The sequence below is a fragment of the Sulfitobacter sp. genome (genome assembly GCF_041552635.1).
Taxonomy (GTDB): domain Bacteria; phylum Pseudomonadota; class Alphaproteobacteria; order Rhodobacterales; family Rhodobacteraceae; genus Sulfitobacter.
This window is the reverse complement of record NZ_JBFEKM010000060.1, coordinates 1-21308: the sequence shown is the minus strand read 5'-3', so window position 1 is coordinate 21308 and position 21308 is coordinate 1. Positions and strand designations below refer to the sequence as shown.

Genomic DNA, 21308 nt, shown 5'->3' with positions numbered 1-21308 from the left:
CCTCTCCGGCACGGATTCCTTGGCCAGAATCTACGAGGATCAGCACCTGACCTATACTCAGGAAAATCCGATGAAAGCCGATGCTGACGGCTATTTCGCACAATGCTTCCTGCCAGGAGGAGATTATCGCATCTGTCTCGAAAACCGGTTTGGCACGACATTCCTCAGCGATGCCGAGATCACTGTTGCCGCCGAAACGTTTACAACCACCGTATCCGAGACTGCCGGATTTCAACAGGAGTTGGACGGTAAGGCCGATGCAGATCATGGGCATTTGGCCGCAGATGTCGCAGGGCTTCAAGATATGGTCGATATGGCCGTGTCCACGGCGGCAGGGCCGCTGGTGTATCGCGGCGGATGGGACGCTTCTTCGGGGGCGTTTCCCAGCAACGCATCGTCAGGAGATACGTTTAGCGTAACGGTCGCAGGTGTTGTCGAAGGCATCTCTTATGCGCCAGGAGACCAGATAATTGCCAACACATCCAATGCCGCGACCGTAGGAGAATGGGATCATATTCGTCCGGCTGTCTCCTTGGGAGAGTTCGATACAGTTGAGGATTTGCTTGCGACTAGCCAGGGGATGGCAATTGGCAAGACCGTCCTAGTGGCGGGTGGCCAGTTTAAATACCAAGTCGCCGACCCGGCCGCTACTGACTACCACTTGACCACGTTGGGCGGGGTCAGACTCTATGCCCACCCGGATCATAAAGGCGCAGTTTCTGCAAAACAAATTGGCATTGCAGACAGCAGCGATGGGACGGCTGAGTTCGCACGGCTCTGCGCGTCGCGTCTTGACGGCATCACACGGTTTGTTTGCGATGTGGATTTCAATCTAGCATCTCCATCGCATACCGGCTTCACTGCGGCGGCCGTTATCACGCTAGAAGCTGACAACGTGGACCAAATAGGGCACGGCAAAGAAGCAACTCGCACAATTAGCATGCTAAATTTGATCCAGCAGCGGGCGACTGCAAATTCCCTTAATAGATATACATGCATGTTTGACGCTAAGATGTTTCGTGCACGCGGGCTTCGTTTTGCATACGATATAGACGTTACCGAAGCTGAAATTATAGGAAACGGTAATGGAAACGCAGTTTTTTATGACAAATCTGGAACGGGCAGCGGTTTCTTCGCTGAGAAATGTAAGGCCGATTTTCTTTCGGGATACCTTCTGCGCATCACCGACCACCCGTATTGGCGCGTAAGCGATTGCTGGGCGGGCAAACAGTTTTATTTTGTGTACCTGAACGGTCGCTGTGATTACGGACTGTTCAGCGGAAACTCTGGCGATATGGGATATGTTGACAGTATTGGGACAAACAACTTCGGTGACTATATCAAGGCCGGTGCATCCCTAAATGGATTCGGGTCACATTATTGTACAGTGACAAGCAATCATTTTGTTAACAGCAAGCGTGATGCTGTTGACAGTACTGGTGGGCTGCACGGATGGAAGATTAGCAATAACATATTTGATGTGACAACAGCGGCTATAGACGCCAAGCAACAAGTCAACGACGCAAGCGTGGTGGGTAACCTTGAGGGAAACTTCAAAGGCCTGACGATCTCTAATAACATCATTCGTGGCGGTGAGTTTATTTTCACACTCAACGAAGACCTGACCAGTTACGGTTTGACAGCCCCGGAATGGCTACAAGTCAACGGTATTATATCAAATGGCAACGTATTTATACCGAGACCAGGTCGAGAAAACTGCGGCTATTACTTCAAAGGTGTGCACGATGTGGCCATGACGGGCGATAACTTTACATCCTATCGCTTGAGAAAAGAAGCCGATTTTGATCCTGCGGGAGAAGGCGTTTTCCCACAAGATGCAATTGAAGGAACATATTATGAGGCAACCTCAACTGCGACGATTGACGGACTTGCAATTTCCGTTGGTGATTTTGTAGTACCGAAGTCTGATAACGCATCAATGACCAGCAGCACAGAGTGGGTCATAAAAAATACAGCGTGGCTATCTTGTTCAATGTTCCGGACAGATAACGGCACATCAAATGGCTACACCAACCAAGGGTCGTGGGATGCTTCTACGGGCACTTTCCCAGTCTCAACCTCGGATGGTCAATACTGGATCGTAAGTGTTGCAGGGACTCTTGATGGCATGCGGTTCGAGGTTGGCAACTTCCTTGTCGCATTGGTAAACAGCGCGTCAACCACAGTTTACGATGGGAACTGGATTAAAAGGCGTGGAACGTATTCCCCGCCCCCCGCAAAGAACATCTCTTTTAAGAACATTGTCTGGGATGCAAGAGGAACCGCAGCGTGCACGTTAGATGAATGTGAGAACGTGTCATTGCATTTTGCAAGCTTGATCACAGACCACTCTGAAACTTTCGACATTCGGTCAACCGCATATGAAATAGACCTGAGCGGGCGGTTCGAGGTATACCCTGATGAGTTTAACCCTAGCTCAAATGTTGAACCGATTTCGATCCAGTCAAGCGCAGACATAAGAATTGACTTCGATGCGACCTATCACGGCAGCCAGGGGCGTCGGGATTTCATTCGCCACTTTAGTGGCAGGTCACCGCGTATCTGGCTTGATGGCACGTATCGAAATTTCCGGGCACCAATACGGGCGCAAGATACTTGGCAGGTACTCAACCTTGGCATGGGGAGAGGTTTTTTTACCAGTGATTGTGATCATGTTTTGGTAAAAGATGCTGACATTAATCCTGTGCGAAAAGGGCTGATGGAGAATATCAGGCTGACCAACAGCCTCTCATCAAATGACATCGGCCTAACGGGAAACCTTTACGGGCTTGATCCGGGTGATGGACTGAAATTGACCATTGCCATGGGCATTATCACCGCAACCCATACCGCACACGCGATCAATACTGAAGCAGATGGGTTGACTGATGACTTAGCTACTATCTACGGGGGTATGACAGGCGATCTACTGACAATCTATCCCGCAGATGGCGCTCGGACGGTAGCTGCAAAAAATGGCATAGGGAATTTGAGGCTTGGAGGCGATCGCAGCCTTAATGAGACAGGTGATACACTGGTGTTGCGCAAGCATGCAGATGGGGGCTGGCATGAAGTTGCATTTTCGTCTGTCACATAATGTATTTTCATATCTGAGGCATAGGGACTGAATATGATAAATTTTACAGCTAGTATTGTTCAATACAGGACGATCCAGTACCTACTCTGCCGTTTTCAGAATGCCGAGGTTGCCCGCAAGATTTAGGTTCGAACAACGGCTGTCAGGCAGCCCAGATCATATGCATGAGACAAACGAGAAAGTGAACACAATGACTGCTGAGGCAAAAAAATGGCCTAACCTTTATTTCATAGGGGGGATGCGATGCGGGTCTACAACTCTTTTCCTTTTGTTATCACAGCACCCTGAAATATTCATGGCTTCGATCAAAGAACCCATGTTTTGGTTGGCAGAAAATCTACGGCGTTTAGGAAAGGATTATAAGTCTGTTGTTACTGGTAAATATGTAACAACAGATGCCTACCTTGGCCTGTTTGAGACCCCAAAAATTTCACAGTGGCGTGGAGAGGCCTCTCACTACTTGTATCATCCAGACGTTGCCGGGGTTCTTCGTCAAGAGGTCCCCGACGCGCATATCATCGTATCCCTCCGAAATCCGACCGATCGGTTATTTTCGGAGTACTTAATTTGGGTGCGGAGTTGGGGTTTTGAAGGGACATTTACAGATTTCATTTCTGCCAATGGTCTAAAATGGTCCAAAAGCTCTGGGATTTCTGAAGTGCCAGCCGAGTCACGGCTGCGGAAAGGCCTACAAGCAGAAAATCTGAAAATCTGGGTGGAAACCTTTGGACAGGACCGAATACATTTTGTGTTCTTTGATGACCTTGAAAAAAACCCTACCGAAGTAGCACAGGGGATTTACTCATGGCTTGATGTCGATAATGGGTTTCTTCCTGAAGTCGTTCACACGCAAAAGGGTGGTCAGCCAAAAAGCAAGATTCTGATGAAATTTCTAAATATGCCAAAAGGTCATTTTAGGCACCTTTTTCCACGGGTACTTCGAGAAAGAATTCGTGCGCGAATTTACGAGACAATACTCAAGCAGCCCAAAATAGATCCAGAAATTCAGGCCATGCTGGATGAATATTACGCCAGCGACATTCAACTATTGAGCGAGATGACCAACCGAGACCTGTCACATTGGCTCAAAAGGGATGCTGCATAGGATGAACGTAGACACCTTCTAGACTCTGGTGAGTCCACCCCCAAGTTTGTCTACCTTGCCAGAGACTTTTGCCCAAGACCAAGGATTTTTAAGTTCCATTGCCAAGTGCAGCGGGGTTTTTCAAATTCGACGAGCGCAATAGTTTAAGGCCGTCCCCTTTTCTCAAACCAGCTCTCGCAAAATTTTACGTAGTGCTTGGTTGGATGCTTGGGCTCGATCTCTTCCTTGCCGCACCAGCGACGCCATTCATGTTCGAGGTGTCGGGTATCCCAACCTGGGGCGGCTTCGCGCGCGGCGTCGTAGGCATCTGGCTCAAGCTGCCCTTCGAACACGTCTTCTTGCGGCGTGGGAACCGAGCCACGTGAATAGAATACGGCCTGGGATCCCTCAATACGTAGGCTATAATCGGGGATATGATTATGGGCGACGTCTTCAGCCACGACCTTGGAAACAAGACGCTTGAATTCCTTGTCCGTCGAGTACGACCCGCATTTTTCCTTGAGCTTGGTCAGACCAATCGCCCAACGTTGCTTGTATCCGCAATGCTTGCGCGCAATCTCATACAGGCGGCGCTCCAAGGGCTTGCGAAGGCGAAAGTAGTTGCGGCTGAGCGTGAGAACCTCGCGGGCGTTGATCGCGTTGAACACCCAATCCGACAGCTTGACCTCGATTTCCTGCATGCGGCCATCACGGGTTTCCCGAACAATCCGGTAGCGGTCGATCAGGCCGAAACCGTCCATCACTTCTGTATCCGCCGTGGTGACATTGGTAGAAATACGGGTGCCGGAAAGCCGCTCGAACGCGGCTCTGAGCTGCTCATAGCCCCGCCCGTCCGTACCTCTGTTCGTTGAAGAAAGCAGATCGAAAGCCTTGAAGCGTACCGTTTGATTGACCTCCCTGCCGTCATTCAAGGCGGCTATGACCTGAGAGATACAGAAAATCAGAATGTCACGGTCGTATACTGTCGCCAGCCCTTTGACGGATGGCACCACCTCAACGAAGATATCACCGTTCTCGTATCGTCGGATATTCTTATCCGGCTTTGTGGAAATCGAGAAAACAGGATGCTCCATGGCTGCCATGTCGCCTTTGGGCGCGGCATCAAAGATATCGCAAACGAAAAAATCGCCCTGTTGCATTCGGTCCGGAAGAAGCGGGGACCGTACTTTCGTGTTATTACCCACCATGCGTTCTAGAAACGTGTTATTACACACCAAGTCAAGTTATTTCGTGTTATCACACACCGAGCCTTAGAAACGTGTTATCACACACCATCTTTCGTGTTATTACACACCAGTAAACGTGTTATCACACACCGAACGATTTCATAACATACTGTATTAAAACAGTAAAACACCGGTTAAATAGAGCGTAACACATATATTAACACATATTTAACACAAGAACGCTCTCAAAACTGAGCCTCAAGGCATAAATCGTCAGCTTTGAGGCTCAGAAGATTTGGCATCACTCTTCATACCGGTCCATCAGAATTGTCAGCATATCATAATAGGCACGCCGGTCAGATTTGCAGAGCGCTTTGAAGCGATCCAGGACGTTTTGCGGACCCTTGAGGTTCAATTGCCCGTCAGAGGATGCTTCACGCGATGGAAATTTTGACACTGCGTCAACCGCCTGGCGCGCGTCGGATGTGCGGTCTTTTATGAGACCCGACATGTCCAGTGCAGCCCCCTGCCCTACCCTTTTCGCGGGTATTCCCGGCGAAACTCTGCGGGGTGCAAAGTCATCAAGGGCGTCCTCGAAGGCCGGCATGACTAAGGCTTCACGCTCGCTCATCAAGCCGCCCTCCCCTTTTCCGTGTCGCGAATGGCACGCAACTTGCTGATAACTTCGGCGCGGAAAGCCTCGATGTTTTCCAGCGCTTTATCCAGACCGTTAACAAGCTTGGGTGACATGCCCGCCACTGTACCGCCGATGGAAAACATCGCCGCAAATGCGTCGCGGTCGTGGATTTCGGTGGTAAAGGTATCGATATTCTCGTTTTCACGGAACTGGGCCGAGATATGCCGTGCGGTGCGGGATTTCACAGCAGCGCGGCTTTGTGTGAACAAGGCGGCATAAGGGATCACGCGGCGGGTCGCCTTCATGTCGCGGTGGATCTCCTGAATAACCTCCAAGGCGGCCAGCGCATCCTGCTGTTGTTCTTTCATTGGAACAATCACCAGATCGGCCTGGGAAATAGCATAGCTCATCAGTCGGGATGCCGTTCCCTCAAGGTCTATGATGACAAAGGGGTCACGTGCAGCAGCCTCCTCGATCTCATCCAGAATGGTTTTTTCCGAGGCATTGGTAACCACGCTCAAGGCATCGGGACAGCCCGGTTTTTCCGCCCAGGTCGTGATGGGATGGCGCGGATCGGCGTCAATGATGGTGGTGGGACGATGGGCGGCAAGGGCCTGGGCAAGGAGAAGCGCACTGGTCGTCTTCCCGCTGCCACCCTTGGAATTGGCGAAAGCAATCACCGGCATGGATGTAATCCTGTCTTTTGTTGTTTGTCTGCTCATTTACCTGACCCTCTGCGGGGCCATACCCCTTGATAGCATAGGTTACCCTACTCTACCAAGGGGTATCTTATGGTACTTTGTGCTAGGGTACCATAAGATACGGAATGGTACCCTAGCCAACGCAAAACCATCCTGACCCTACTATCATGCTGGGTTTGCGCGTTGATCGTCGTTGGAACAAAAGGTCTAAGCGCGCCGCACGGTTCTATCGCTGACTTTGAACAAGCGTGCGATTTCGGGCACAGGTCTGTGCTCATTGTCTCGCATATGGCGAACTTCGTCTTTCTGGGCAGTCGACAGTGCAGAGGGTCTGCCGCCAATACGGCCCCGCTTGCGCGCGGCTGCCAAGCCTTCCCTTGTACGCTCCGAAATCCGCTCCCGCTCGAACTGGGCAATGGAAGCAAACACGTGGAACACGAGACGGCCAGCCGGTGTCGTCGTATCAATGTCCTCTGCCAATGATCGGAAACCCGCACCCCGCTCACCGATGCTCTCTACGATCTCCAAAAGGTCTTTCAAAGACCGGGCCAAGCGATCATATTTTGTGACCGTAACGACGTCACCATCACGAAGCTGATCCAACATCCTGTCCAGCTCAGGCCGGTCCCGTTTTGATCCGCTGATCTTGTCGGCGAACAGCTTATCAGCTCCTGCCGCTGTCAAAGCGTCAGTCTGTGCATCGAGGTTCTGGTCGTCCGTGCTGACGCGAGCATATCCAATGATCATATTACACTGTGACAAAAACCTGCCAAAACCGCAAAGGTTTTGCCGGGGGTTTTAGTCATAGCTAAGCGATTGGTTTTTCGTGGGGCAGGACGGACCGGCAGAAACGACCGTTTTTGACATTTTGCATACATGCGACCAGATTGAAGCCTCGTAGTGTTACTAAAAATGTTTGATTTTTCATAAATCGAGTATGAAAGCAGATATCGCAGGCGTGGGCGCGAATCTACTCTTTCTCTATTGGAAATTCGGTGACAATCCACCACGCCGCGACGCGCTGTTCTTCTATCCCCTCATGGAGCCATCGAGACAGATTGTTATCTGCCCCGGCTCCACTTGGAAGGATCCACCAAGCGTCAACTTGGAGAGGGCCCGTCGCCGCATTGGCATAACCAATCCCATATCACAGCAAAGGCCCGGAATCGAAAGATTCTGGGCCTTTGGGTTACGATCTTCCACAATCTGATTGATCACCAGCTCGGGGTGTTCTTTGGAAACCTCGACACCTGTGGCCACCCTTTGCCGTATTCACAATATCAGCATAGGTCCGTGTCGCGTCCAGTGCTTCTGCGTGGTTGTAATAGCGCTCTGCGGTTTCATGACTTGAATGACCCAATAGAGACCGGATCAAGCGGGCATCTGCCGGGGACTCCCGCGCTAAGGTCGTTGCTGCGGCGTCGCGGAACAAATGGGGGGACAGGCACACATCTAATTCCCGCTGAGACACCCGTCGTATTTTGGCTGTGAAGTACTCTCTCGTCAGCGGGGCCCCTTTATCGTTGACCCAGACGTAGTCGTGTTCTTGGCCACGGCGCGTCATTAACCACGGCCTGACCTCATTCAGGTATTCTTCCAATACGGGCATAAGAGGGGCAGGGACCTCAGTTTCCCAATGGACACCGGTCTTGGTGATATCGTCTTCGAGGCAGACCGTGATGTTTGAAGCCCCGATCAAAAGGGATTTACCAACCTGTAGATCCACCATCGCGCGTGTCCGCGACGGTATTGCTGCCAAAAACGCGATCAGACAGCCGTCACGGCGATGCTTCATGCGGGCTATTTGCGTTCTGGCGGCATCCGTGCCAGTGCTTGCGAGTTCTAGCCCGGTCTTAAACAAGACTTCACTGGATACGACCCGACCGTTTTTGCGGATGCTGATATAGTTCTTGGCGTCACGTTCAAGATACGCAGTCAGGCGTTTTTGCATGCTCCAATCTGTTTTGGGATAGGCCGCTTTTAAGGTGCGAAACGCATTGTTGAAATATATATGGCGACTGCTTGGGGCGAGTGTCGCCATGCTTTCCACCCACGCTTTCATCTGTTCGGGCGTAGCCCGCTGCTCGGGGCTCAAGGATATGGCCTCTGGCGTGAATTCAGCAATCCATTTCAGCCAGATCCCGTAACCGGTATGCATAAGTTTGAGCGTGTAAGGGCGCAAATGCGACAGCGCTCCTTGGTCGTCAAAGGGATTGCCCTTTTGTATCAACCTGTCCCACAGTGCTTTATCCGCAGAAGACCACTCCTGCATCGGCATTTTAATTTGCTCACTCATTTTTGCGCGCCCCCGAAATGATTTCCCCGAAGAGACGGCTTGCAGTGGTGTTCTCAAAGCCTGTGTAGGCGTTCAACGTGGAACTTAGCCGTGAATGCCCCAGAAGCCGCCTGGTCGCTTCGTAGTTGCCGGGATGCGCCTCAAGCATCAGGTTGGCGGCGAAGTGCCGGAACAGGTGCATGTTCATTGTCACCCCAAGTTCAGACCTGAGCCGTTTCACGACCAAGCGGGCCAAGTGATCGACGCACATGGGTTCTGTGCCATCGCGCTTTGGAAACAGCCAAGGGCTGCCAGCGACACAGAGATTGGGGGCGCGCAGTTTTACGTGTTGATCAATCATATCCACCAGATATTGCGGCAGCTGGCATTCTATCCGCTGTTTGTTTTTCACCTCACGAGGCTCGAAAACCAGAAACACAGAGCCGTCTCTTGGGCGATGCAGATGGCGGTCCAAATGTATTGAAACAAGGTTCTTGCGGCGGAGGGGAATGATGGTCAGAATTGCTATCGCAATCGCTTGCTCGCGCAGCAGACCGCTGGCTTTCTTGTCGCAGGTGCCAGCACGCTCAAACAAGTGATCAGGCAAACAAAACAAAGCCTTCCTGACATCATCACTGCGAAGAGCCCGCAGGCGTTCGCGGTTTTTGGCTGTCATGCCTATGGTCTGCTTGGTCGATAGGCGACCAACAAAAGACCCAAGCTTTTCAATCTCAGCGTCACTGAGGCTGGAATACCGTTTGGCGACTGATTTGAGCACGCGAGCGGTGTCCGATAGGGCAGGCCTAAGCTCGTTGTTGTAGTCCGCTAACATCCAGCGCAGCCCACGTTCCGCATTTTCTAATTTGACCAGGGTTTCGACGCCGACAATCTCGCTTGGTGACAGACCATCACGTACAAGCCCCCCTGCAAACCGCTCCAAGACACGGCGGTATTGGCTGATCGATGTCGGCCGCAAAGGACGACAGGACGGATCATCGTCAAATGGATCTGGGACTGCAAGTTTTGCGCATAACGCATCCAAGTCTTCGCAGAAACTTGTCGGATAGATATCAAGCGGAAGCTTAACCCGTTTAGCCTGAGGTTCACGTGTCAGAACAGTTCCAGGCCAGCCGGCTATTTTGCTTCCCAAGCGGTTCCATGCGTAAAAGGCATTTATATACGCGACCTCCGGATCTCGGCGGATTTGATTCAACGCTAAGGCATCGCGATATGCCAAGAGATGGTCGTTTGTAACCTTGGTAGGTGAAATACCTGCATTGTTCAGAAAGTAGAAAAGTTGGGAAAGAGGGGCCATAAGCCCGCGATCTCTTGTGCTCAGAATAGTTTCCCACAGTGGCAGCCATTCAGAGTTTAGATCACCCAGCTTATTATTCTTCGACTTGATAACGCCAAACTTAGCCATCGCGGCACGTGCATCACTGACTGCATTACTCCACGATTTTGGTGAAAGCCCATGGAATTTTGGCAAGATGTCTTTGAGCCGGGCCTGAAGCCAACGTGGATCAGCATAAACTTTATCGGGCTCTCTGCCCAAAACCTTTGCCACCCGGTTGAGACCTGAGCGCAAGTCTCTGCGACGGGTCGGTGACAAAGAGGTATCTTGGTTTAGCATCTCAATCAGGTCTGCAAAAGTTGGTGTGTTGGGTGAGACGAATGCTGTCTCGAGATCTAGCGCGCTAAAATGCTGCATCGGGTGCTTCCTTATGTGGCCAAAGATGGTGTCGGGTGGACAGAGGTGGACAGGGTGGCCAATTCGGGAAAACCATAGCACGGAAAGTGTCGCCGTTTCCGTGTGAGAGTATTCCCGACGGCATCTTAACCTGTTGACATGTAAAGACTTTGTTGGACATTGGTGCTATGTCCGAAGCAGCTTCCGGTAGCGCTCATGCGCCATCGGGTGAACGCGCAAAAGTCGACCACCTGGCCCCACGCGAATGGCTTCAAGCAAGCCCGCCGCGATGGCGCGGCGCACCGTTTTTTCGGAGCAATTGTCGAGAGCCGCAACTTCTCGAACAGTCATCAAACGCTGATCATCGACGTAGGCTGCTGATTTAAACTGGCCGTTCGATTTTTGTTTGTGAGCATATTGTTTTGTCAAAAGATCGTCCTTTAATAAGGATGAGCTTTGTAAGCAGACGCATTACCAAAGCCATCCATGTTTAAGTTGGATAGACTTCGGAAGAAGCGTCATACCTCTTGACCGAGGGCTCAGATATCGTCTGAACCTGATTTCAAGTTACGGGATTTTGAACTGGAGCGTCAAGCGGGATGTCAAAGGTGGCATAAAAGCGATCCCGCCCAAGTCTAGGTGCAGCTTGCGAATGCAGGTCCATGTGTCCGTCAGAAAAAACCAGTCTACCGGACCTCGGCGTACCGCGCAGCGAAGGTCAACTCCGAGCCCATCGACTACTTCTACATACACAATCAACGGATTCTATAGATATCTGAGCAGACGTATCAGTCTTTGAAAGCTGGATTTAACTACCCAGACTGCAAAAAAACTTTTCGGACGAACTACTCTGCGCTTCCTAAGACCAACACATATCTTTTCAGTACGGTCGGGTAAACTTTGTCCCGACTTATCTGGAAGTAATTTAGAGAGGGTGACGAAGAACGGACAAATCTGGGAAGCGGTTGTTCCGGATGCCGCGCGCGATGTGCTCGATACCTATCTGAACGTTGGGCGGCCCGTTCTCGCGGCCAGAGGCTCCGGAGATTACATGGATGTCTGGCTTGGCAAGCACGGTGCCCCCATGAACATCAACCAGTTCACTCGGGCCATAGGCAACCGAAGCAAACAGCAGCTTGGTGTAGATATCCCACCCCATTTCTACCGGGATGCCGCTGCAACGACACTCGCGCGCGCGTCCCCTTCTTCTGCGCGGATGATCAAACCGGTACTTGGCCACGCAACAACCCGGACTGCCGAAGGGCACTATATCCAAGCCGATACGATCTCAGCGGGACGCCGGAATGCGAAGCCAATAAGGTTCAAGTATCATTAGCATGCTAAGCTATATTTTCTCAACTTCTTCCAACAATGCAAGACGGTCGAGATAGGCGTTGATAACGGTCTTTTCATCAAACTGGGTTTCGGCCGTGAGACGCGCCGCCTGGGCTAGGGCCGCGCGCTCTGTCGGGGGCATCGCGGCAAAGTCTTCCATCGCACCCGCAAGCGCTGTCACGTCGCGGGGGGCTACTTTCCAACCGTTCACGCCATGCTCCACCACATCGCGGCACCCTACATTGTCCGTGGTTATGATGGGCCGTCCCGAGGCGCAGGCCTCGAGCAATACACGCGGCACGCCTTCGCCGTAATAAGATGGGAGCACCACGCAAGAAGCGGCTTTCATAAGCCCGTCGATCTGTTCGGGTGGGACAGTACCATGATAAGTCACCTGAGGGGCTGCCGTCAGTCGATCAAGATCGGCGCGCGAAATGAATGACCCGTCATCCTCATGCTCTCCAACGATATCAAAGCGTAGCTTTTCCGGATCCCCCGCCGCCATCATGCGCGCTGCTGCCTCTAGGAACTCAGCAATGCCCTTTTCCTTGAGCAGGCGCCCGACGAAAAGAAAGCGCACTGGTCCTGTGGGCAAGGGGGTAGGGGTGAAACGGGTCAAATCGACGCCACTGCCAGGGATACGGACGCATTGCGCGTCACGGACCAAGCCGGCTTTGGAAAAGACCGCCATGTCATCGCCGTTCTGGAAGAACACAGTATGTGACCGCCGCAGCGCCCGACGATACAGGCCTACCACCAGTGTTCGCATGACCGAATTGCCACTAGAAAAGGCCCGCCCGGCACCGGCAATGTTATTGAGCACGGGGACACCCGCCTGATGCGCCGCCATGGTGCCGAAGGTGTTGGGTTTGATCGTGTAATGTAACGAGGCCATCGGGCGCAGATCTTGTAGAATGCCACGGATCTCCCGGATCGAGCGGAACTCGTGAAGAGGGTTCATGCCGTACTGGCTCATGGTGATGGGGCGATAGTCTATGCCGCGGGCGCGCAGCACCTCGGTGGCCTCATCCTCGGGGGCGATGACGACCACATGGTACCCCTCTTCCTGCAGCGCCTTGATGAGCGGGAGGCGGAATTTCACCACGTAAACGCAGGTATTGTAGAGAAGGGTCACGGTCTTGCGGGCCATAGGTGGCTCCTTCGAAATGCGTGAGCTGGTTTACTCGGTAAAAAAGATTTCCCGGGTCGGGTCAGGGTTTAAAAATTCGGCATCTAGGGTGCGTGCCAGCCCTTCTTCCAACGCATAAGGTGCCGCAAAGCCCGGCTGCTCATGTGCGGCTGAGGCAAAGCTGGTCGTGGCGCAGAACTTCTGGACCCGAATGGACGAAATCGGCAAGGATTTCCCGCTGACGCGGGCCACCAGATCGGCGACATAACCAAGCCCAAGCCCAACACTATAAGATAGGCGCAGGCCGACCCCGTCCTTGTCTTCCAATACTTTGCGCACCTTGCGTACCAGCGCGTTCATAGTGAAATCGGGCTTGTCGACATAGTTCACAACGCTTTTTCCTTGCGCGCGGGTCGCGGCATAAAGCAGGTACTCCGCCACGTTCCCCACATAGGCCATGGATTTGCGGTTCTCGCCATTGCCCACCATGACAAACCGTCCCCCTGCAATCTGTCGCAGCAGATTATAGACATTGCCGCGGTTGCCTTCGCCGAAGACGACTGTCGGACGCAAGATCGCCAGATGCCGCGCCTCGGGGGCATTATCATGCCATTCGTTCAGAACGGCCTCGGCCTGCATCTTTGAACGCCCGTAGTCATTGAACGGGTTCAGAGTCCCGCTCTCATCGGTTTCCGGTGCGCAAAATCCGTAAACCGCAACGGTCGAGGTAAAGACCATCGTGGCAATGCCCTTTTCGGATGCCACTTCGCACAGGTTGCGGGTGCCATCCACATTCGTGCTGTAATATTCACTGCGGTCGCGGACATCATCGCGGTGCACGGCAGCCAGATTGATGATCGCATTCCCGGTAACGGCTTTGCGCAACGCTTCGATATCCCGAATATCAGCAATCTGCGTGCGCTCGGGAAACCGCCCACTGCTTTTCAGATCGACAATCTCGAAGTCGAGGCCGCGCTCTTCCAGCAGGCTGCAAAGCCGTGTTCCTATGAAGCCTGAGCCACCAACAACTGTGAACATGTGAAAATTCCTTTTGTATCAACCAGAGGCTGCGTCTTGATAAATTTCTTTCATCGTTTGGGCTGTCTTGTTCCACGAAAAAGACCGCGCCCGGGCAAAGCCCTTCTCCCGCAGAGTGTCGACCAGCCCTTGGTCATTGGCAAGACGGATCACGGCCTCTGCAATGGCGTTCGGATCAGTCGGATCGACCAATAGCGCTGCATCTCCGGCAATTTCGGGTAGGGATGACCGGTTCGAGGTCACCACCGGTGTGCCGGCGGCCATGGCTTCCAGCAAGGTCAGCCCGAAGCCCTCGTATAAAGAGGGGTGCAGATACATCGCCGCCCGGCGATACAGCGCGCGTAGTGCCTCGTCCGATACAAACCCTAAACGATGCACCCGCGCTGCCAGATCAGATGAGCCAAGCTCTTGCTGAAGTTGCTCCATGTCCCAACCGCCGCCCCCGGCCAGAACCAGATGATGCGGGATATCTTGCAGGGCGTGTCGCAAGGCCTGCATGACACCCAGCACGTTCTTGCGCGGGTTCAGTGACCCTGCCGTCAGAATAAAGGGGACATCGTCCGGCGGAAGGTCCAGTCCGTCCAGTGCGGCCGGGTCGGGCTCATCAAAGAACCGCTCGGCGACGCCGGAATGTACTACGCGCACCCTGTCGGCCGCCTGCGGATGGAGCGACAGAATTTCATCCGCCGTCGCCTGCGAGATGGCCACTACCGTGGCTGCCTTGTCCACGGCCTGTTTCAGGGCGCGTTCCATTACCCAAGGACGGTTATGGCTGAAGAATTCCGGGTGGGTGAGGGGGCCAAGGTCATGTATCGTCACCACCAGAGGTTTGCGCGTTGCCACCGGGTAGCCCATGCAGACCGAATGTACGACGTCCAACTGGTCGGGCATCATCCATTCCATCGGGGGAAACCCTGCCAGCGTCCAGGCCAATGAGGTGCCCTTGCGTCCGGTCTTCATCAACCGCAAGCTGGTGCGCGTCTGTAGATCGGACAGCGCATCGGGGGCAAGGTTGCTCCACCCCGCAGCGGGCACCAGCTGCGCACCTCCCAGCTCGGTGATCGCGTCATAAAGCTCAAAAGCATAGCGACGCATACCGTGGCCTTCGGCGGCGGCAAACTGATTGGCAAAATAGGCAACTGTCGGGGTCATGCGGATTTGTCCTATGATGCTTGAGGAAGGTAGAGATCGAAGATCGTGTCTAGCTTTGCGTCCCAAGACCGCGCGGCGACAAAGGCGCGCGCCGCTTGTCCTGGACTATTGCTCTGGGTCAGGGCGTCGGCAATCGCGGGCGCGACTTCGGCTTCGTGTGACAGCACCGCCGCAGGGGGATCTAGCTGGGCATATTCGTCATGGGGGGTCGACAAAACAGGCAAGCCTGCCGCTGCATATTCGTACAGCTTCAAGGGGTTCTGGCCGCGATATACATCCTGCCGGGCGCGGTCATACAGCATGATCCCAAGATCACAATGCACCAGCCAGCCGGGCAGCTCTGTCGGTGCCACTGGCCCGATCAACCTTACCATGCTTGGGTATGCCTTTGCCAGTTGGTCGGCCCATTCAGCACCTGGGCCAATCAGCACCAGCGATCCACCGCGTGCCGCCATATCTTTCGCCACCTCGGCAAATAGCCCTGCATCGCCCTTGGTCAGGACGCCGGTCCAGATGGCACGGGGATGCGGCATGTCGGCCAGCAATTCGGGTTCGGGCAGATCAGGCGCATAGCGGTCGACTTCCACGCCTTGGCCAAGGGTCGTGATCTTGTCCCTTGGCACGCCCAGTTCACCCGTGAGGTAGTCCGTCAGCGTGCCGCTGATGGTGGCCACCGCATCGACAGCGGCATAGTCATCACGTTCCAACGACTTGACCGCTTCGCCACGGAAGGCCGGATAGTAATCAACGACATGAAAGACCACCTTTGCAGCGGGAAAGGCCTTTTTCATTGCGCGCCCTGAGCCCGGCACCGTGGTCCAGACAAGATCGGGACTGCCTATCCGGGAAAGACTAGGAATACAGGTCCGGTAGCGTAAGGAGGCTGCGGCAAGGCCGTTGAGTGGCCAGACATCACGCACCGGTACAGGCGTTGCCGGGGTGAGGATATTCACCCCGCCCGCATTACGCGGACTGTCCCGCCAAACCCGGAGATAGCCCCCCGGACCGCGTAGCAAATGCGCAGGATCAAGCGGGGCTTGCAGATAATCAGTGTCATAGCCACGCGCCGCAGTCAGTCGCGCCAATACCTTGGTCGAGCACTGGATATCGGAGGCCCAGACCGTAGGTCGATGAAAGAGCACTTGGACCATATTCTGCTTAACCCACGCCGCCGCCGTCACGCCATTGCTGCTGAAAATCCGTTTCTATCTGGTTGCGCGATACGGCGTTTTGTCGATCCCAGACAAGTGCGTTGGCCCGGAAGACTGCCGTGGCCGAATGGATGGCAGATATCAGCCCGGGCGTGCCATCCAGAAAACCTTTCTTGAGCACGTATTTGCGCGTAAATTCAACAAATGGCCGCCCTAAGATGTCGATCAACCTTACCGGCTTTGGCCGCGCCTCAACGCGCTTAAGGAGTTCTTCCATGTAAGTCCCGCTCTTGCGGAAGCGCTTTTCTAGGTTGTCCTCGTTGAAATGCACCATCAACGACTGTAGCTGGCCTTCACGGGCTTCCGGTGCGTCGAGATGGCAGCTTTCATGGAACATACCCCCAAAATGGAACTTGTCGCGCCGGGCCAAGTGCACAAGGTTCCAGTCGCGCCAACCGCCACCTTTCATGGGCCGGTGCATGAAATAGTTCAGCCTCCGGTAACGATAACCGTCCTTGTCAGGATTTTTAATCGCTTGCAGGATTTCGCGCGCAAGCTCGGGGGTCACCCGTTCATCCACATCCATATGCAACAGCCAGTCGCTTTTGGCAGCTTCAATCCCCTTGTTGCGCTGATGGGAGAAATACTCCCCTTCAACACGGGGGGTGCGCAGGAAGGTCACTTTGTCTCCGGCGGCCTTCGCCAGTTCTTCTGTGCGGTCGCTGGACCCGTCATCCACGATGACGATCTCGTCGACCCAATCCAGCAGGTTATCCAGAAACCCAGGAAGATCCTGTTCTTCGTTATAGCTGATCGTCACAACGCCTAGCGTCGGTTTCACTTGAACATTCATCTTAAAAAATCCTAATCGTCTTTATCGAAATTTAGTACGGCGTCGCATGAGATAAGGGCGGGCAATGCGGTCGCGAAATGTATTCTTGGCCTGGCTCAGGGAAGGCAATTTCCATGATATGGCCTGCGGTGTGGCACTTGTATCCGGCTCTGCCCGCGCATTGGGGTTTTCCAACGCGTCATCCTGATATCCCAATGCTTTGGCGACATGAATGACAGATGGATGAAGTTGCAAGGTGTAATCCGGATCGTCTTTCCAGCGGTCCTGTGTCCGGGCGGTGATCTGCTGACCCATCCCATCAGAGTTTTCAAGGCCCACGTAACTGCATAGATCGGCGAAACGCGCCTGCGGATCTGCTAAAATATCCTCGTGACGCAGCAGCATCAGACGGTCTTGGGGCAGCATCTGGCGCAAGGCGAGAAGGTTGCGATGGGTTTCAGCCCAACCATATTGGCGCGCCACCGGGACCGATCCAAACAGAAGCTGGGCTGAATGCTGCACCGCCAGAGGGTTGCGCACTAGGCCCACAAGGCGCACGTCGAAAGACGTCTTTTTCATCCATTCCAGCAGCATGACGACCGACGCCCAATTGGCAAGAACCTGCGGTGACTTCTCGAAAAAGACCGGTTTGGCATAGTGGTGACACAGCGCCTCCCAGCCTTCGAAAATCAGGTCCTGATCATCTCGGGGTGGTACAAAATCCGGCAGATTTCCAGTGATCGTATCAATCATGTATGTGCGTGCATTCCGTGCCCCGCCGTATCCCGGGTAAACGTGGCCTGCGGAAAACAACCGATCGGGCTGGCCTGTCATCACGGCAGCCTTCAACCAGTGATGGCTTTCGAGATAGGTATGCGAACTGTAGTCGAGCCCACGCACATCAGGATGGGACAGAAATTCTGTCTGGAGGATTGTCGAGCCCGAACGTTTGTCCGATAGGAGGATGACTACAGTAGGACGGGACATGTTAGGCCTTTCTTGGCAATGCTGGAGGATGGAGCGGTTGCGCGGTATTCTCGACATTGTCCATCTCAGGTCCGGGTGTTTCCGGTTCTTCATCTGTTTCGAGCGACGCAATCAGGTCGGTATTGCGCAGCGTCGCCAATAGCCCAAGAAGTAGCATGAAGACATACATTGCCCGAAGATTAGTCCCGAGGGCAGGGGCAAAGGCCGCCATTGGCAAGATCGGCAGATAGGCGAGAAATAGTGACCTAGGCCAACCGCGCGCTATGAACGCTAAATTTTGCGCTTGGATTCGGTGCCAATTAGCAAATCGAAAACTTGCAAAAATTAGAAAGAACAGCAGCAATGTGCTGAGCATGCCATGGGCAAAATATCCAGCACCTAGCAAGGAATGGTTTTCCTTGAAGCTATCAATGGTGATCTTAGAAGACCTTTCAGCGGTCGCGCCTGCACCCACAAACAGGAATTGTGGGTGATCGACAACATGTTCGAAGGGCACCACGTAAGACAAAAAACGCGCGGATTCGTTCACATCATCCAATGGGTTTTCGACCACAGCCGTAAAGCGATTCACATAGCGGTCAAAAAAGAATAACGATGATCCAACTCCGACTACCAAAACCACACCTACCGACAACAAGAATGGACGCAACAAGCTGCGCCGCAGATCGCTAAGCGGCAGGATCAGCGCCGCAAGTAGAACTAGAATGCCGCCAACTGCTGCCTGTCTGGAATAACTCACCACGATTGCAAGAGGTGATAGCGTGACGGCCGACACCGAAACAATTGACCATAAGGCCGATAGTCGAAACCGCTGTGTCCGCAGATAGGCCACCAAAGGCCAGGCGATCGAGATAAATGCTCCGCTCAAAATGGATACGCCAATCAGTGTGCGACCGCGTACACCACTGTCAGCGGCACCTCGTAGCAGGCGGTCTGCAGCACTAGTCGGTTCGAGGAAGGGGATTGAGAACAAGAAAACGGCGATCCCGCGGGTCTGAGGCAAAGAGCTAAGGAGCATGAGCAAAGAGCTAATAAGAAGTGCTAGCGCCAGTCCTTTCAGAACGATTTCGATATCGGCCCTCCCGCGGATCAGGTTTGGGACAGCGAACATGATTCCGAAAGTCAGAAAATAGCGTATCGAAATATATATCGCGTCTAGCAGTGACCCACCGTAGACCAAAACCGAGAATTCGCTTAGAATAATGAAAAAACATATTATAATCAGAACATTACGGAATGGAACGGCCAGGCGCTTGGCCGTACGCGCGCTAAGTGCCATTTGGTATAAAATAAGGGCAGCCACTACATCCATGGCATAAACAGGAACAGGTCCCAGTTTGATGTTGAGGCGAGGCATGGAAAACAGCAAAAATACGAAAAGCGCGAGAAGCCCCACTTTGGGTGTGCGTGCAGAACTCATTCGACAGCCCTCCCAGCAAGAAGATCCGACCAGAGCGCCATGTAACCTTCGTTCATCCCCTTGCGATCGTATTGCCATGCTTGCTCAAACCCAGCTGCACCCAATCGCGCGCGCCGGGCAGGATCATCCAGCAGGGCCGCAATTGCTGAGGCCATTCCGTCCACATCATCCGGAGCGACTATAGGGTTGCCCGCTGGGACAACCACTTCGCGCAGACCAGGCACGTCGGTGGCAACAACCGGCAACGCCGCGTTCATCGCCTCGACAGCGGCAAGGCCGAAGCCCTCCCAACGAGATGGTAGCAGAAATATGTGTGCGGCTGCCAGCAGTGGTGTAATATCCGAGACCTGACCAAGAAATGTAACCCGCTTGGCGATCCCGAGCTCGGCTGCAAGGCTCTTGAGTTTCCCTTCGTCTTCGCCGCCACCCGCAACTACATAGCGCCACGGACGGTCGGTCAGCTTCGCCAGAGCGCGTAGGGCATTTGCGATGTTCTTGACCGGGGCCAGACGTGCCACAGTCAAAATGCACGGTATCTGGTCAGAGTTGTGCTCGGGCGGCGTGGCAAAGCGCAGCGTCGCCCCGTTGCGGATAATCTCTGTGCGTGGCCGCAGGACCGGATATGCAGAAAGGAGCGCGTCTTGTGTTTGCGTGCTGATCGCTGCAATCCGTTCAAAACCGCGATAGACTATTCGGTCCAAACCGCGCAGCGCGACATGTTCACGGCGTCGGTTCCAAGTGCTGTGCTCCGTCATACTGCAAGGAGTGGCCAATTGCCCTGTCTGGCGCAGGGCCGACACATGTAAGGTCGCGGGGAACAAATGTGCGTGAACAACCGTACCGGGGCGGACTAGATCCCGCAGCACTGCCCTCAGCCTCAGTAAGACTCTCGGATCGCGCACCGTTTCAAAGCCAAGGCTTGTTGTCTGTGAAGCGTTCGCAATTTCGCAAACCCCAATGGATATAAGATGGGCATCAACCCCCGACTCAATAAGGTCACAGTGCAGAGTGGTGGTTAGTCTTTCAGCCCCGCCAAAAACGGTTCCGAAATGGTTGATGACCTGCACTACGCGCATACCGTTATCCTGTTTCCGTCACTGTTGTTTTCTGCCGGTTGAATGGAACCAGAACGCGACATTCGTGCCGTGCCTCTTTCAGAAGCATCATCGCCCAAGATACCATCGCAAAAACACAGTACGGGGGCAATGCATCCCCGTCTTCTGGACATCGTGTTGCCTAGCGTCCCTTGAGGCAGCGGCAAGTCCCTTTTGGTCAGAAGATCATGCAGGCTTGTTGTTCCTATCTTGCGCGGGCCGATGAAGAACATATGATACGGCATCTTAGCCATGATCAGGTCCTCTTACTGGCTGAGTACAAGCCGCTTCGCACTATGTCTTTGAGGGCGGGTGGGATAAAACGCCGCCAAGTTTGGGGAAAATTCGGATCAGCCTGGAAATCGCGCCAAGGGCGGGGTTCGACAGCGGGCGGCGTTTCCTGCATGAGTGCTTGGAAAAGCGCCGCATAGGCTTTGGCAGCTTTGGCATTGCTGAACCGCGCGCGGGCCTGCTGGGCACCGCGTTCGTGTTGTGCCTG

Annotated in this window: 18 protein-coding genes and 1 pseudogene; 3 read left to right on the top strand and 16 right to left on the bottom strand. The window is 53.7% G+C overall.

Annotated elements, in window-relative coordinates; translation table 11 throughout:
- Positions 1–70: 70 nt before the first annotated feature.
- Positions 71–3097: a hypothetical protein gene (locus ABYT07_RS09130; protein WP_372991049.1), complete on the top strand. Its 3027-nt coding sequence runs from the start codon at positions 71–73 to the stop codon at positions 3095–3097.
- 190 nt (positions 3098–3287) lie between these two features.
- Positions 3288–4202, top strand: coding sequence for a sulfotransferase (locus ABYT07_RS09125; RefSeq protein WP_372991047.1), 915 nt, complete (start codon positions 3288–3290; stop codon positions 4200–4202).
- Between the two features lie 143 nt (positions 4203–4345).
- Here the strand turns inward: ABYT07_RS09125 and ABYT07_RS09120 are convergent, their stop codons facing one another.
- The 7 genes from ABYT07_RS09120 to ABYT07_RS09090 all read right to left on the bottom strand — a co-directional run bounded on the left by ABYT07_RS09120 (position 4346) and on the right by ABYT07_RS09090 (position 11100).
- Entirely contained in the window at positions 4346–5341 is a 996-nt protein-coding gene (locus tag ABYT07_RS09120; RefSeq protein WP_372991046.1) for a replication initiator protein A, read from the bottom strand.
- A 328-nt stretch (positions 5342–5669) separates the two neighbouring features.
- Positions 5670–5999, bottom strand: coding sequence for a hypothetical protein (locus ABYT07_RS09115; RefSeq protein ID WP_372991045.1), 330 nt, complete (start codon positions 5997–5999; stop codon positions 5670–5672).
- Positions 5999–6727 (bottom strand): AAA family ATPase, encoded by a 729-nt coding sequence (locus tag ABYT07_RS09110; protein ID WP_372991044.1) that lies wholly within the window; start codon positions 6725–6727, stop codon positions 5999–6001. The genes ABYT07_RS09115 and ABYT07_RS09110 overlap by 1 nt, the downstream gene beginning before the upstream one ends.
- Before the next feature lie 186 nt (positions 6728–6913).
- Positions 6914–7453 carry a recombinase family protein gene (locus ABYT07_RS09105; protein WP_372991043.1) on the bottom strand — a complete coding sequence of 180 codons (540 nt, stop codon included), beginning with the start codon at positions 7451–7453 and terminating at the stop codon, positions 6914–6916.
- A 442-nt stretch (positions 7454–7895) separates the two neighbouring features.
- Positions 7896–9002 (bottom strand): tyrosine-type recombinase/integrase, encoded by a 1107-nt coding sequence (locus tag ABYT07_RS09100; protein ID WP_372991041.1) that lies wholly within the window; start codon positions 9000–9002, stop codon positions 7896–7898.
- Positions 8995–10692, bottom strand: a complete 1698-nt coding sequence (locus ABYT07_RS09095; protein ID WP_372991040.1) for a tyrosine-type recombinase/integrase — start codon at positions 10690–10692, stop codon at positions 8995–8997. Before ABYT07_RS09095 ends, ABYT07_RS09100 begins: the two co-directional genes overlap by 8 nt.
- Before the next feature lie 165 nt (positions 10693–10857).
- Positions 10858–11100: a helix-turn-helix domain-containing protein gene (locus ABYT07_RS09090; RefSeq protein ID WP_372991039.1), complete on the bottom strand. Its 243-nt coding sequence runs from the start codon at positions 11098–11100 to the stop codon at positions 10858–10860.
- Positions 11101–11605: 505 nt separating this feature from the next.
- Here ABYT07_RS09090 and ABYT07_RS09085 point away from each other — a divergent pair.
- Positions 11606–12007, top strand: a complete 402-nt coding sequence (locus ABYT07_RS09085) for a hypothetical protein (protein ID WP_372991038.1) — start codon at positions 11606–11608, stop codon at positions 12005–12007.
- A gap of 9 nt (positions 12008–12016) precedes the next feature.
- Here the strand turns inward: ABYT07_RS09085 and ABYT07_RS09080 are convergent, their stop codons facing one another.
- From ABYT07_RS09080 to ABYT07_RS09040, 9 genes and pseudogenes are all read right to left on the bottom strand, one after another.
- Positions 12017–13156, bottom strand: coding sequence for a glycosyltransferase family 4 protein (locus ABYT07_RS09080; RefSeq protein WP_372991037.1), 1140 nt, complete (start codon positions 13154–13156; stop codon positions 12017–12019).
- Positions 13157–13186: 30 nt separating this feature from the next.
- Positions 13187–14173, bottom strand: coding sequence for an NAD-dependent epimerase/dehydratase family protein (locus tag ABYT07_RS09075; RefSeq protein WP_372991036.1), 987 nt, complete (start codon positions 14171–14173; stop codon positions 13187–13189).
- An 18-nt stretch (positions 14174–14191) separates the two neighbouring features.
- Positions 14192–15325: a glycosyltransferase family 4 protein gene (locus tag ABYT07_RS09070; protein ID WP_372991034.1), complete on the bottom strand. Its 1134-nt coding sequence runs from the start codon at positions 15323–15325 to the stop codon at positions 14192–14194.
- Between the two features lie 11 nt (positions 15326–15336).
- Positions 15337–16476, bottom strand: a complete 1140-nt coding sequence (locus ABYT07_RS09065) for a glycosyltransferase (RefSeq protein WP_372991033.1) — start codon at positions 16474–16476, stop codon at positions 15337–15339.
- A gap of 7 nt (positions 16477–16483) precedes the next feature.
- Positions 16484–17329 carry a glycosyltransferase family 2 protein gene (locus ABYT07_RS09060; RefSeq protein WP_372991032.1) on the bottom strand — a complete coding sequence of 282 codons (846 nt, stop codon included), beginning with the start codon at positions 17327–17329 and terminating at the stop codon, positions 16484–16486.
- Positions 17330–17350: 21 nt separating this feature from the next.
- Positions 17351–18295, bottom strand: coding sequence for a sulfotransferase (locus ABYT07_RS09055; RefSeq protein ID WP_372991031.1), 945 nt, complete (start codon positions 18293–18295; stop codon positions 17351–17353).
- 1 nt (position 18296) lies between these two features.
- Complete coding sequence (locus tag ABYT07_RS09050) at positions 18297–19715, bottom strand: hypothetical protein (protein WP_372991030.1); 1419 nt, start codon at positions 19713–19715, stop codon at positions 18297–18299.
- Entirely contained in the window at positions 19712–20791 is a 1080-nt protein-coding gene (locus ABYT07_RS09045; RefSeq protein WP_372991029.1) for a glycosyltransferase family 4 protein, read from the bottom strand. Before ABYT07_RS09045 ends, ABYT07_RS09050 begins: the two co-directional genes overlap by 4 nt.
- Before the next feature lie 274 nt (positions 20792–21065).
- A pseudogene (locus tag ABYT07_RS09040) lies at positions 21066–21308 on the bottom strand (hypothetical protein); the annotation flags it as partial.

Coding starts and splice junctions, on each gene's coding strand:
- ABYT07_RS09120 (WP_372991046.1), bottom strand. CDS start 5,341: ATGCAACAGGGCGATTTTTTCGTTTGCGATATCTTTGATGCCGCGCCC.
- ABYT07_RS09045 (WP_372991029.1), bottom strand. CDS start 20,791: ATGCGCGTAGTGCAGGTCATCAACCATTTCGGAACCGTTTTTGGCGGG.
- ABYT07_RS09110 (WP_372991044.1), bottom strand. CDS start 6,727: ATGAGCAGACAAACAACAAAAGACAGGATTACATCCATGCCGGTGATT.
- ABYT07_RS09130 (WP_372991049.1), top strand. CDS start 71: ATGAAAGCCGATGCTGACGGCTATTTCGCACAATGCTTCCTGCCAGGA.
- ABYT07_RS09065 (WP_372991033.1), bottom strand. CDS start 16,476: ATGGTCCAAGTGCTCTTTCATCGACCTACGGTCTGGGCCTCCGATATC.
- ABYT07_RS09125 (WP_372991047.1), top strand. CDS start 3,288: ATGACTGCTGAGGCAAAAAAATGGCCTAACCTTTATTTCATAGGGGGG.
- ABYT07_RS09070 (WP_372991034.1), bottom strand. CDS start 15,325: ATGACCCCGACAGTTGCCTATTTTGCCAATCAGTTTGCCGCCGCCGAA.
- ABYT07_RS09095 (WP_372991040.1), bottom strand. CDS start 10,692: ATGCAGCATTTTAGCGCGCTAGATCTCGAGACAGCATTCGTCTCACCC.
- ABYT07_RS09060 (WP_372991032.1), bottom strand. CDS start 17,329: ATGAATGTTCAAGTGAAACCGACGCTAGGCGTTGTGACGATCAGCTAT.
- ABYT07_RS09080 (WP_372991037.1), bottom strand. CDS start 13,156: ATGGCCCGCAAGACCGTGACCCTTCTCTACAATACCTGCGTTTACGTG.
- ABYT07_RS09105 (WP_372991043.1), bottom strand. CDS start 7,453: ATGATCATTGGATATGCTCGCGTCAGCACGGACGACCAGAACCTCGAT.
- ABYT07_RS09100 (WP_372991041.1), bottom strand. CDS start 9,002: ATGAGTGAGCAAATTAAAATGCCGATGCAGGAGTGGTCTTCTGCGGAT.
- ABYT07_RS09115 (WP_372991045.1), bottom strand. CDS start 5,999: ATGAGCGAGCGTGAAGCCTTAGTCATGCCGGCCTTCGAGGACGCCCTT.
- ABYT07_RS09050 (WP_372991030.1), bottom strand. CDS start 19,715: ATGAGTTCTGCACGCACACCCAAAGTGGGGCTTCTCGCGCTTTTCGTA.
- ABYT07_RS09075 (WP_372991036.1), bottom strand. CDS start 14,173: ATGTTCACAGTTGTTGGTGGCTCAGGCTTCATAGGAACACGGCTTTGC.
- ABYT07_RS09055 (WP_372991031.1), bottom strand. CDS start 18,295: ATGTCCCGTCCTACTGTAGTCATCCTCCTATCGGACAAACGTTCGGGC.